Source organism: Halorubrum sp. Eb13 (assembly GCF_002252895.1).
GTDB lineage: Archaea > Halobacteriota > Halobacteria > Halobacteriales > Haloferacaceae > Halorubrum.
Genome location: NZ_NHPE01000042.1, coordinates 1 through 12,446, shown reverse-complemented (window position 1 = coordinate 12,446; position 12,446 = coordinate 1). Strand labels below are relative to the sequence as shown.

10 protein-coding genes, 1 tRNA gene and 1 pseudogene are annotated in these 12,446 nt (G+C 66.8%); 10 read left to right on the top strand and 2 right to left on the bottom strand.

The window, feature by feature from the left end; translation table 11 throughout:
- Window positions 1–139 precede the first annotated feature (139 nt).
- The 9 genes and pseudogenes from DJ75_RS04635 to DJ75_RS04590 all read left to right on the top strand — a co-directional run bounded on the left by DJ75_RS04635 (window position 140) and on the right by DJ75_RS04590 (window position 10,265).
- A complete protein-coding gene (locus DJ75_RS04635; protein ID WP_094522996.1) occupies window positions 140–1,258 on the top strand; it encodes a UbiA family prenyltransferase in 1,119 nt (372 codons plus the stop codon).
- A gap of 86 nt (window positions 1,259–1,344) precedes the next feature.
- Entirely contained in the window at window positions 1,345–3,093 is a 1,749-nt protein-coding gene (locus DJ75_RS04630) for a histidine kinase N-terminal 7TM domain-containing protein (protein WP_094522994.1), read from the top strand.
- A gap of 58 nt (window positions 3,094–3,151) precedes the next feature.
- On the top strand, window positions 3,152–3,583 hold the full coding sequence (locus DJ75_RS04625; RefSeq protein WP_094522992.1) for an EamA family transporter: 432 nt from the start codon (window positions 3,152–3,154) through the stop codon (window positions 3,581–3,583).
- A 104-nt stretch (window positions 3,584–3,687) separates the two neighbouring features.
- Window positions 3,688–5,190, top strand: a complete 1,503-nt coding sequence (locus tag DJ75_RS04620) for an MATE family efflux transporter (RefSeq protein ID WP_094522990.1) — start codon at window positions 3,688–3,690, stop codon at window positions 5,188–5,190.
- A gap of 93 nt (window positions 5,191–5,283) precedes the next feature.
- Window positions 5,284–6,201 (top strand): annotated as a pseudogene (locus tag DJ75_RS04615) (class I SAM-dependent methyltransferase); the annotation flags it as partial.
- A 131-nt stretch (window positions 6,202–6,332) separates the two neighbouring features.
- Entirely contained in the window at window positions 6,333–6,554 is a 222-nt protein-coding gene (locus DJ75_RS04610) for a hypothetical protein (RefSeq protein ID WP_094522986.1), read from the top strand.
- A complete protein-coding gene (locus DJ75_RS04605) occupies window positions 6,541–6,930 on the top strand; it encodes a peptide ABC transporter ATP-binding protein (RefSeq protein WP_094522984.1) in 390 nt (129 codons plus the stop codon). Before DJ75_RS04610 ends, DJ75_RS04605 begins: the two co-directional genes overlap by 14 nt.
- A gap of 598 nt (window positions 6,931–7,528) precedes the next feature.
- Window positions 7,529–7,601 (top strand) — tRNA-Thr (locus DJ75_RS04600).
- A 1,446-nt stretch (window positions 7,602–9,047) separates the two neighbouring features.
- The gene (locus tag DJ75_RS04590) at window positions 9,048–10,265 is read left to right on the top strand and encodes a DCC1-like thiol-disulfide oxidoreductase family protein (RefSeq protein WP_094522980.1); all 1,218 of its coding nucleotides are present in this window, start codon (window positions 9,048–9,050) and stop codon (window positions 10,263–10,265) included.
- Window positions 10,266–10,296: 31 nt separating this feature from the next.
- Here the strand turns inward: DJ75_RS04590 and DJ75_RS04585 are convergent, their stop codons facing one another.
- On the bottom strand, window positions 10,297–10,500 hold the full coding sequence (locus DJ75_RS04585; protein WP_094522978.1) for a hypothetical protein: 204 nt from the start codon (window positions 10,498–10,500) through the stop codon (window positions 10,297–10,299).
- 159 nt (window positions 10,501–10,659) lie between these two features.
- On the opposite strand from DJ75_RS04585, the gene DJ75_RS18105 reads away from it, so the two are divergent.
- Window positions 10,660–10,857, top strand: coding sequence for a rubrerythrin-like domain-containing protein (locus tag DJ75_RS18105; RefSeq protein WP_321169153.1), 198 nt, complete (start codon window positions 10,660–10,662; stop codon window positions 10,855–10,857).
- A gap of 74 nt (window positions 10,858–10,931) precedes the next feature.
- Here DJ75_RS18105 and DJ75_RS04580 read toward each other — a convergent pair whose 3' ends face one another.
- A complete protein-coding gene (locus DJ75_RS04580) occupies window positions 10,932–12,128 on the bottom strand; it encodes a hypothetical protein (protein ID WP_094522976.1) in 1,197 nt (398 codons plus the stop codon).
- Window positions 12,129–12,446 lie beyond the last annotated feature (318 nt).

The following is a 12,446-nucleotide window of genomic DNA, read 5'->3' as shown; positions in this document are numbered from 1 at the left end:
CGAGATCGAATCGGCTCAGTCAGAGATAAAACGCCCACTATTATCAGTTTGTTTATTCATTTTATTATGTATAAATAGGTTCGGTGGTTTGAGTATAGCTGGCGGGTGCCACCGACAGTCGGGGTGCCGGCCGCAAACAATGTCAAACAGGACAGATCCGCCGTCGGAGTTCATCGACGGCACCGACTCGGAGAATCACACCGAACAGTTCCCGTCCGAGACGCCGCCGCGCGCCTCGACGGAGTCGACGCCACCGCGTCGAGAGTCAGCGGCGCCGAAAGGCACGTCTCCGGCCGCGGTCGGGACGACTACCGACCCCGCGCGCCTCCTCGGCGCGTTCGCGTCGGGGGCCCCGTTCATCGCGCTCGTCGCGGCCGTCGAGACGCTCATCGCGACCGTTCTGCTGGGCGTCCGGCCGACAGCCGCCCCGGTGGTCGTCGCACTGGTCACCTTCGCGGTGTACACCGTCGACCACGTCGCCGACGCCGACGCCGACGCGGCCTCGACCCCGCAGCGGGCGCTGCTCGCCCGGCGCTACGGAGACCAGCTGATGGTCGCCGCCACGCTCGCGTACGGCACCGCGGTCGCGCTCGCGGTCATCGGCGGACCGGTCGCGCTCGCGGTCACGCTGCTCCCCGGTGCGTTCTGGGTCGTGTACGCCTCCGACTGGCTGCCCGACCTCGGCCGGGCCGTCGGCGACGTCCTCGCGAGCGTCGCGCCCGACGACCAGCCCGTCGGGCGAGTCGGTGCGGGGGTCACCGACGGCGGGCACAGCTACGTCCCCCGCCTGAAGGACGTGCTCGTCGTCAACTCGATCGTCGTCGCCGTGGGGTGGGCGACCGCCCTCACGTTCCTCCCGATCGCGTTCGCCGAGGCGGCGGTGGGGCCGGCCGTCCCGGTCGTCTTCGCGTACTTCCTCCTCCGGTCGTTCGTCGACGCCGAACTCCCGAACGTCCGGGACGTGGAGGCGGACGCGGCGGTCGGCGTCGAGACGCTCCCCGTCGTGCTCGGCGTCGCCCGGACCCGGCGGGTGCTGTACGGCGTCGACCTGATCGTCGCGGGCGCCGTGACGGCCGCCGCCGTCGCCGGGCTGTTCGCGTGGCCGCTCGTCGGGGCGCTCGGCGTCGGCATCGTCGCGTCGGTCTGCGTCACCGCCCTCGCCGGCCGCGTCGACGACGCCGCGGTCCTCGGCGTCGCCCCGGACTGCACTTACCTCGTCGTCGGCGCCGCGATCGCGGGGGTGTCGCTGGTCGGCTGACCGACTCCCGCCGTCCGCCCGATCGCGGCGCGGATGTCGAATCAGGGAAACAAAATGATTTATATCACCTTTACATGTAATTAAGTGTGATCGGGCTGAGTCCGCTCTCCATCGCGCTTCTCGCCGCGGTCGTGACCGGGATGTCCGCGGCGATCCTCGCGTGGCGGGAGCGGCCGGAGGCGGGGGCGACGTGGCTCGCGCTGCTCCTCTTCGGGCAGGTGTGGTGGACGACGTTCCTCGTCTTCGAGTTAGAGGCGTCGACGCTCGCCGCGAAGGCGCTCTGGTACGACGTGCAGTGGGTCGGCGTGGTAGTGGTCCCGGTCGGGTGGCTGCTGTTCGCGCTGGAGTACACGGGCCGCGACCGGTACGTGCGGCCGAGCGTCGTGGCGGCGGCCTGCGTCGCACCGGCGATAACCGTCCTCGTGGTCGCGACGGGCGACCCGTTGGGGCTCATCACCACCGACCGCGCGGTCGCCGACACCGCGGTCGGGTCGTTCCTCCGCGTCGACGTCGGTCCCTGGTACTACGTCATCGCCGGCTACACCTACCTGATGGGGCTGATCGGGTCGGTCCCGATCCTCCAGCTCGTCCGCGACGACGCCCGCCCGTTCCGGGGGCAGAGCGCGGCGCTGCTCGTGGGGACGGCGGTGCCGTGGGTGAGCAGCGTCCTCTATCTCACCGGGGCGATCCCCATCCCCGGACTCGACCCGACCCCCGTCGCGTTCGCGGCCTCCGGGGTCGCGTACCTCCTCGCGCTGTCGCGGTTCCGGCTGCTCACGCTCACGCCCGCGCCGCGCCGCCGGGCGCGCCAGCTCGTCTTCGAGCAGCTCCACGACCCCGTGTTCGTCGTCGGCACCGAGGGCCACGTGCTCGACCTGAACCGCAGCGCCGCCGACGTGTTCGAGGTCGACCGCCGAACGGCGGTCGGCGAGGCGGCCGGCGCGGTCGTACCCCGCTACGACACGCTCGACGGTGAAGGGGGCGACGTCGGGCCCCTCTCGGTCGTGGGACGGAACGGGCGCCGACCGTACGAGGTCACGGTGCGACGCGTGACCGACAACCACGGTCGGGCGGTCGGGCGGCTCATGGTCTTCCACGACGTTGGCGAGTATCTCGGTCAGCAGCAGCGGCTGAACGTGCTCAACAGGGTGTTTCGACACGACGTCCGGACCGAGACGAACCTGATCCACGGGTACGCCGACCGACTGACGGCCGACTCCGGAGACGAGCGCGCGCTGTCGGTCGTCAAGGAGAGCGCATCGCGGATCCTCGATCTCAGCGAGCGGACCCGGACCGCGAGCGAACTGTTCGACCCGGTCTCGGAGCCGGAGCCGCCGGTCGCGCTGTCCGCGGTCGTCGAGGAGGCGGCGGCTGACCTCCGCGAGGAGTTCCCAGACGCTCGGGTGTCGATCGACGGGGACGTGCCGGACGTGCCGGTTCCGTCGACCCTCCGCGTCGTCGCGGCGAACCTCTGTTCGAACGCGGTCGAGCACAACGACGCGGACGCGCCGTCCGTGTGGATCGAGGCGACCGTCGCGAACGGCTGGGTCGAGGTCTCCGTCGCCGACGACGGCCCGGGGATCGACCCGGCCGAGTACGAGGTCTTGGCGCAGGGCACGGAGACGCCGCTGGAACACGGCAGCGGGATCGGCCTCTGGATCGTGAAGTGGGGGATCGACGAGGTCGGCGGGAGCGTCTCCTTCGCGGAGCGGGAGCCCCGCGGGACGGCCGTCACGGTCTCCGTCCCCACCGGCGACGCGGCGCCGGCGGGCGGGGAGGAGTCGGCCGGCGCCGAGACCCACGCGTCCGCCGGCTCCGCGGGCACGGGTCGGTAGCCGCCGGCCGACGGCCGCGGGTCGGTAGGCACTAGTTCGCCCCGGTCGACCCGCCGGTATGGACGCTACGTATCTCCCCTACGCGCTCCTCGCGATGGGCGCGTACGCGCTCGTCTCGCCGCTGATGCGCGTCGCGACCACGGGACCGGACGCGGTCCCGAGCGACGTCGCCGTCGTCGTCTCTAACACCCTGCTCATCTGCATGGCCGTCGGCGTGCTCGCGTACACCGGCCAGGGGTTCGCCGTCCACCTCGGGTCGCCGAAGATCCTCCACGTGCTCGCGGCCGGAGTGTTCCTCGGGATCGGCATCCTGGCGCTGTACCGGTCGCTCGCGTTGGGGCCGGTGAGCGTCGTGACGCCCATCTTCGCGATGTTCCTCGTCTTCTCGTCTGTGATCGGCTTCCTCTTCCTCGGCGAGTCGTTCACCGCCCGCAAGGCGGTCGGGATCGTCTTCGCCGCCGCGGCCGTGTACCTCGTGTCGGGCGCCTGATATCTGTCTCCGCCTCAACGTCGCGGTCGAGTCCCCCCGATCCGGAAACGACCGCCGCGTGACGAAATCCCTTTAGCGCCCACCGGGAAAGAGGCGTACTCGCAGTGGTCCGCCTCCCGAACCCCTTCCGCGCGCTCATCTTGTACATCGGCTTCGCCCTCGCGAGGGCGGGACTGATCGACCGCCACCGGGTGGTCCGGACGACGGACCTCGCGTGGCCGCGGATCGTCACGGGGATCGCTCGAATGTCGAAGAACGCAGTCGACGTCGCGATGGTTGGCGTCGCGGTCGGCACCAGCGCGGTCGCCGGCGTCGGGTTCGCCGGGCCGTACTGGGGGCTCTCGTTCGCGATCGGCGGCGGCGTCGCCGGCGGTACCATCGCCCTGGTCTCCCAGCGGTACGGCGCGGCGGCGTACGGCGAGCTCGGCGACGCCGTGCGGTCGAGCGTCCTCCTCGTCGTGCTCGTCACGCTCCCCGTCAGCTCGGCGTTCTGGCTGTACGCGCCGGCGTTCATCGACGTCCTGAGCAGCAACGAGGCCGCGATCGCGCTCGGGGCCGACTACCTCCGCGTCGTCGGGCTCGGGGTGCCGTTCGCCGCTCTCAACCTCGTCGGGAGCCGCGTCTTGGTCGGCTGCGACGACGCGTACACCGCGATGCAGGTGCGGGCGGGGGGCGCGCTCGCGAACATCGTCCTCAGCGCGCTGTTCATCTTCGGGTTCGGCTGGGGAGTCGAGGGCGCCGCGGTCGGCACCGTCCTCTCGAACGTCCTCGCCGTCGCCGGCTTCACCGCGGGGCTCGTGCGCGGTAGCGCACCCCTGATCGGCGAGTTCCCGGTCGCCGTCGACCCCTTCGGCTCCTACCTGAACCCGGACATGCTCCGCGACCTCGTCGAGATCGGGCTCCCGGTCGGCGCGCGCAACCTCGTGTGGACCGCCGCGGAGTTCCCGATGCTCGCCATCCTCGACGTGTTCGGCGAGAACACGGTGGCCGCGTTCGTCATCGCACGGCGCATCTGGGGGCTCATGAACACGCCCGGCTGGGGGTTCGGGCTCGCCTCCTCAAGCCTCGTCGGACAGGAACTCGGCGGCGAGGACCCCGGGGAGGCGGAGGCGTACGCCCGCGACATCATCCGCTTCTCCGTGGCGACGTACGTCGTCTCCGCGGCGCTGATCGCCGCGTTCGCGACCGACATCGTGGTGCTGTTCGCGGAGAGCCCACAGAGCCCGGAGGTCCCGATCGCCGTGAACCTCGTGTACGCCGCCTGCGTCGCCGTCGTGTTCCAGGGCGTCTCCGGCGGGGCGGCGGGACCGCTCGACGCGGCCGGCGACACGAAGATCCCCTTCGCGAGCCAGTTTCTGGGAATGTTCTGCGTCTCGATCCCGCTCGCGTACGTCGGCGCTAACGACGTGACCCCCGCGCTCGACGTGCCCCTGACCGGGCTCACGCTCCCGGAGGTCGCGCTCCCCGCGATCGGGCTGTGGGGCCTCTACACGGCGTTCCTCGCGGAGACGACGATCCCCGCCGCGATCAACTACTGGCGGTTCCGGTCGGGGAAGTGGAAGGGGATAAGCGAGGCGTATCGACCCGAGGCGACCGCGGACGACTGACTCCGGCGCCGCGGTCGCACCGGATCGTCGGCCCGTCCGTCCCGGACGGCCGAAAGCGTCAGCGTTTATGGCTCGCTCCGCCTCTCCGCGCTCGCGGTCGACGGCGACCACGAGATCGCGGTCGAGGGCGACACCATCTACATCCCCGTCACGGACCCGGAAGCGGTCCCCGCCGACCTCGACGCGCGGGTCGTCGAGCGCGACGCCGCCGAGCGCGATCGCCCGCAGACGCCGACCGACGTCCTCGGATACGAGCCCTCGCTGGAGCGCCTCGGCGACATCGTCATCGTCGACGAGGACGACGACGAGCGCGCCCGCGAGATCGCCGACGCGGTGATGGCCTCCGACGTGCCCTGCGAGACGGTGCTCAACCGCGCGTCGCCGATCGAGGGCGAGCTCCGCGTCCGGCGGTGGGACGTGCTGGCCGGGAACGGCACGGAGACCGTCCACCGCGAGTACGGCCACGAGTTCCTGCTCGACGTCGCCGAGGTGTACTTCTCGCCGCGGCTCGCCACGGAGCGCCACCGCGTGATCGAGCGGGCCGAGGCGGGCGAGACCGCCGTCGACATGTTCGCGGGCGTCGGCCCCTACGCGGTGCCGTTGGCGTCCCGCGGCGCCGACGTGATCGCCTGTGACCTCAACGAGCGCGCCGTCGACTACCTCCGCGAGAACGCGGCCCGGAACGGGGTCGCCGACCGCGTGACCGCGATCGCCGGCGACGTGCGGGAGATCGCGGACGAGTACGCCGACGCGGCCGACCGGCTGGTGATGAACCTCCCGCACTCCGCCGACGCGTTCCTCGACACCGCCGTTCGGCTGGCCGGCGACGACTGCGCGGTCCACTACTACGACATTCAGCACGAGGACGACCCGTTCGGCCCCGGAGCGCGGGCGATCCGCGAGGCGGCCGGCGACGAGTACGCGGTCGACATCGAGACGGAGCGCGTCGTCCGGTCGTACGCGCCCCACGAGTACAACGTCTGCCTCGACGTCCGGCTGACGCGGCTCTGAAGCGCGGTTCGGTCGGTCGCGCCTGCGACGCCGGCGTCATCACGTGTCGGTGACTCCCCGTCGCCAGCGCCGCCGGTGGTTTCGACAGAGTGACAATTTTATAGTACTGTGGTACGTGGTATCCATCGACTATGAGCGACACAGTCGACCCGGAGGAGCGCATCGACGAGACGACCACGTGGCCCGACCTCGCAATCGGGCTCTACGACCGGCTGACCGGCCGCAACGCAGAGATCGTGTACGAGTTCGAGGACATGAGCGTCGACGTCCCCAGCGGAACCGGCGACGACGTCGAGCACGCCAACTGGCGGCTCGACGGCACCGTGCGGGTCACGACCCGTGAGCGGGACTGACGCGAGGGCGCCGCTCTCGGTCGTCACGGAGGACCTCACGCTCACCGTCGACGGCGTCGATCTCGACGTCCGCTCGACCGGCGAGCGGCTGTTCGTCGAGGTACCGACCGTCCGCGACGCGATCCGGGTCGTCCGGAGGCTACCGGAGAACGGCGACGCACGCGCCCCCGCCGCGCTGTTGACCGCGACGCGCCTCACGACCGAGGTCCGGGTCCGCGGTCGGACGGTCGCGGTGATCGGCGCGGACGCGCGCCCGGGGCGCCTCTCCCGCGAGCTCGGCGTCGCACCGGCGGAGGTGCGGGTCGCGGGCGCTCTCGGGGCCGGCGCGAGCGGTCTCTCGGCGATCGCGAGCGAGCCGCGGCGGCTCTTCGCTTAGGGGCGCGGCGAGCGTCGGACGAGCGCCGCCCCTCGCCGAGTGGCTCTCACACCGATAACTACCGAGGAGACCGGATGGACTGACCGACAGCGCGGCAGTCGTCCCGCCCGGGAACGAGCGGGTCGGGACGACACGGCCCGTCACATGACAAGAGTTCGCGGCCGTCGGAGCGTCGAGGTCAGAGGCGATTTCGCGCTTGACACGTCGGAGACGTGGGTGGACGACGGCCGCGGTGGATCGCTGATAGTGGTGACCGCCACGTCGGGTCGCCGTGGGGGAAGCGACCGACGAGAGTATCGGCACCCGGCACGGGCTTCGACCGGGCACGCACCACCGACGGAGCCGATCTCCGCCGTCGCGGCGCGACCACACTGTACTGAAGACCTGAACAAGTATTTATGTTTTTTCCTTATACACCTGTGATAGTATCGATAGAAACCGCCGCATCTAGGTAGAATTAGACTTTAACCGAGACGAACGACAACAATTTGAGGGCGCGGGGATCGAGAGATGTCGAGGGCATCGAGCCCGCGCCCGGTCCCCGAGCCGTCGTCGTTTCGGAACCCTTATTTTGCCGTTCGGGAATTGTTAGACGCGCGCCGGGGTAGCTCAGCTGGCAGAGCGATTCCTTCGTAAGGAATAGGTCGGGGGTTCAAATCCCTCCTCCGGCTTCGAGAATAACGGCTTCAATGCTTTCTACATCACTCTGTCCGTTGTTGCGTCTCGTCTGAAACTGCCTATTGCTGGCGTACTGATCGCGCTCCAAGACGGACGTTTCGGACCGAATCCGTCGTGCGTTCTGGGTGGTCGAACGCCGCCAATGAGAACCGAGGAGACGATTAAATCAAATTCATAACCCAATCCCACTCGGTTCTCAGCCGGTCTAAACTATCGGCGGAGCGCTGGTAAACGACGACTAAGACTGGTAACCAGAGTTCCCTCTCGACAATATCGACTTACGTGAGAGTCGTGAAACGTCTGGTCGAGACTGGAAACAGTCATTCCTCCAGAACTGGTCGTCAGTAACTTGGATCGCGGTCTCATCAGCCGTGATGTGACCCAGATCAGCATACGAGACCGGCTATACATCACCTTTCGAAACACTGCTGTGAACGGTAGGTAGACAGCGACCGCCACCCGATATATCGGAAATAAAGACGTTGTCTGAGAGTTAAATCACGATTAAACGGAGCCAGATACCGAGCTTCATTGCAGGCTCGCGTGTGATCTCTCGCTCCGGGAATACAGCTCGTAGAACACGCTAGAGTTGTTGAGGCGGACGATCTCAAGCATAGACCAGTCAAAGATCGGACCGCCTCACTCCACTTTCCTATCTGAACTCTATCCAGAGAATTTAAGATTAAATTGTGTATAACAAATACTTTGTGTTCAATTTACACTTTCATGGGGCAACCGATCGTGATAGGCATCGCAGGGCTAATTGAGATTCTGCGTCCATACGCAGAGCTGATTCTTCCGATGGTGTTTTGTGGGTTCTTCTTACTGAGCGCGCTGGCAGTTATATTCTCTGACCGGCAATACGTCACGAAATCGTACTTAGCGGGATTTCTCGTCGTTCTCTTACTGTTCCAAACAGTCGTGCCGATTACCATCAGCCCGTTCATAAACTGGCATAAGTTTTCGGAGCCGAAGCCGATCGAATCGACCGAGTAAGAGATTCGCGTCGTCGACGCGAACGGACAGGAGATCAAAGTCGATGAAAAGGCACTATTAGCGCACGACGGTATTTACCCCCTGCCTGCGGAACGGTTGATTTCGAACGAATCGAGCGAGGAGGATCAGGAGATCGCCCGGTGGCTACTCGATCGGACAAATAAGTATCGCACAGCGGTGGAGCGCGGACACCCGACTCGAGGAACGGTACCGTCCGACGTTTGGAACAATCCGCGTCGTCTGTACCGTTTCCCGGCACACAGTTCCGGCGGGTGGACGGCGGAGGAGCTGAGTGGGTACTCTGAGTTTGTCGGAATTCGCGTATATCAAGTTCGAACGGTAACCTCCACCGACGGAACGGAAATCATCTCCCGGTCCGAAGAGTTGGCTTTGGAACTCTACCCGGAACGAAGCGCGGATAACGCGACGAGGATGTACTAACTATGTTCGTCAACTACGCTTCGGATTCTGAACGCGACTCGCCCATAAATCGCACAGCAGCCCGGGGGATCATCGGCTTCTGGCTCGTCTGGAAGACGGCCATGTATGACTGGCCGCTCTTCCTTGCGGTCCCTTATTACCAGACTCCGGAGTACGCCTGGGCTGTGCCGCCGGTTGCACCTGGATTAATCCTGACCGTCGAAAAGTGGATCCTGATCGGCCTCCTCGTCGGATACGTCGTCGGATATCGGATCCGATTCACGGCAGTCGCCAGCGCACTTCTTCTGGCTCATCTGGCAGTGGTTCGAGCGACGCTCGTCGGCAGCGGGGAGACGGAAGCGCTCTATATCGGCGTCTACTTTCTGATCCTGTTCGCGCTGTTCCACGACTCGGAGGGCCTGTCCGTCGATTTCTTCCGCCGAACCAAACACGAGTCACTTGAGACGCTCAGACACCGTCTCGAATCCGACGGGGCGTCCTACAGGATGCCTGCGCTCAAGTGGTGCCTCATCGTCATCGCGATTATTTACTTCGGAGCCGGATACGACAAGGTGTTCCACGACGGGATCCTGAATCCGAGCCTTGAGTTCGCGGCCGCTGATAACCTCGCTCGGATCGTCACCACGTACCGACCGGACGGTCCGCTAAAGTTCGTCGCGGAGTACCCGCTGCTCACGCGCACAGCGGGAATCGGAACGCTAGTGTTAGAACTCGGGTTCCTCATCGCGGTCCTCGCAAAAATCAGTATCACACCGATAATACTTGGACTACTGTCGTTCACCGCCTCCAATCGTCTGTTGCTCGGAATTCACTTCGTTGACGTGTACTTCATTCTACTCTTGTTCGCGGGCTGGGACATCGGATTCAAAGGTCTCATCAGGCGCCGAGAGATCACAGTCGTGTTCGACGAACAGTGCCGCACCTGTATGCGTGCTCTCACCCCGTTTGCGATTCTGGACGTCTCGGACAGCATAGATTTTTATCCACAAAGCGAGGCCCCGAGTCGGTACGCTCGGCGGACCGACATCGATTTGTCCAGTGGTGTGTGCGTGTTCCGAGACGGTGATCGGTACGAGGGGTACGATGCGTGTCGCGAACTTCTTGACCAGTATCGTTGTTTCGTCCCGATCGTTTGGGTCATGCGTCTTTCGTTCGTCGAGGACGTCACCGCTCGAGTCTACGGATACGTCGCGCAAAAGGGCGACCGAATCATCGCGTGAAATGATCGGAACAGCGGAAACGACCCATTGCTCAGGTTCGCCGTTCGGTTATCCGCGCCGTCACGACGCCGGCGACGAGGAGCATGGCGCCGATCAGCGCGTTCAACGCGAGACCGAGCGATTCGCCGGCGGCCGCGTTCACAGCCCCGAGGTACAGGAAGAACGCGGCGACCGCGGCGTGGAGGGCGAAGACGCCGGTCGGGGCGTTCGATCCGAGAGTGAAGCCGAACTCCATACCTCAACTACGCCGATTCGAGTGAAAAAGGAACGGGTTCCGGCCGTTCGTCCCGTCTTCCCGGGTCGTCTCGACGGCACGGAATCGGCCCACCGGCGGACCGTCGACGCCGAGCGCGCCCCGTACCGGGTCTGATCGTTCGTCCAACCACTCGCCGATATGATATCGTATTCTTTAAAGAATAATAGGGCCGAAGCTATGTTACTTGCTATCAAAAGAGTTGATATGCGACCAGAATACGAGAGTGACGGACAAGAACTGTACGAGTGTTTCGAATGCGGGGAACGGACGGACTCCGGCGGCACGTGCGAGTGCGGCGGCGAACTCAAGCACCTCGGTCGGTCGCGGGACCTCTGACGCGGGCGGAGAGCGAGTGAGGGGCCGGTCGTTACCGGCCGCCTGAGTCGGTCCGAGAGCGGCGCTCGGACGCGTCACTCCTCGCGTTCGTCCGTCGTACCGTCGGCCTCGCCGTCCGCGTCTCCCCCGCCGGCCGCGTCGTACTCGGGCAGCGAGAGCACGTTCTCGCGGCCGAGCCGGAACCCGTCGAGGTCCCCGTCGTCCCGGAGCCCAGTCACGACTTGGCTCGTCTTGGCGGCGGTCCAGTCCAGCTCCTCGGCGACCCGTTTCTGTTTGACCCGGCCGCCGTTCTCCTCGACGAGTCGGATCACCTGCTCCTCGTTGCTCAGCAGGTCCTCGTCGACCGGCGGCGCCGCGCCGTCCGCGTCCTCGTCCGCGTCCGTGCCCGACTCGTCCTCTCCGGCGGCCGAGTCGCTGGTCACGTCGTCCTCGCCCGAAGCCGAATCGGGCGAGGCGCTCGCGCCGTCAGCCGCGGTCGAAGTGGTCGCCCCGGGCTCGGTCGACTCCGCCGACGCCACCGGTGTCTCGCCCGAAGCCGACGCTCCCCAGGGGCGGCGACGGTAGCCGACGACCGCAACGATCGCCACGAGCAGTCCGAGGGCGACGAACGGGAGCGCTCCGGCGGCGAATTCCTCCTGTTCGATCGTCACGCGCGGTTCCCCCTCGGTGAAGTCGACTGGCCCCTGCCAGACGACAGCGTCGTCACGGGTCTCCGTCGGGGTCGGGGACGCCTCGCCGAGTCGGTACCCGTCTTCCCACGAGACGATGAGCGACGTGCTCTCGTCGAGGAACAGCGCGTCGACGGCGTCCCCCACGAGGAGTCGGTCGCCGTCGACGGCCGCGAAGTTGCTCCACTCGAACCGGTACGTCAGGACGCCGTACGACTGCGGGAGTTCGCGTCGCTCGGCGCTCACGCTGACGTTCGTGACGTTCATCTCGCGGCCCGTCGCGTTCTCGGCGGCCCCCGCAGTCGTGCGCATCCGCTCGCCGAACCGGCTCGTGTACGCGTCCGGGTCCGACTCCACGTCGGCGCGGAGCTCCTCGAAGGCCTGCTCCTCGTCGTCGTCCGCGAGGCGGATCCGGTACTGGGTCTCCCAGACCGCGTCGCCGTCGGGTTCGACTGTGACCGCTATCAGGACGTCGTCCGGGCTGACGTCCATCTGATCGAAGCCGCCGGACGGGAGCCCCGCCCCGGTCTGTGCGGCCCCGACCGACGCGAGGCCGGCGCTGGCGACGAGCGCGACGACGAGAAGGAGTACCGTTCGCTGCACGGGCGGACAGTTACGAGGCTCGGATAAATCGCTTCCTATCTTCAAAACGAGACCGCCCGCGATTCGGGCGGCTCGGCGGGCGCGCGACGGAGCCGCTCGGCTCCGTCTCGGTCGCCTCGGACCGCGGCCGGAGCCGCCGCGACTCAGCCATCGACACCGCCGACGACCCCTCGAAAGAAGTCGGTGCCGTCCGTCAGCGATCCGGCGAGACGGTCAGCGACGGCGTCGACGGCGCTCGCGGCGCTGGCACCGGGGACTGAGTCGTTACCGGCGCCGCGGTCGTCGCCGGCGCCGCGGTCGTCGCCGGCGGGCGCGGAC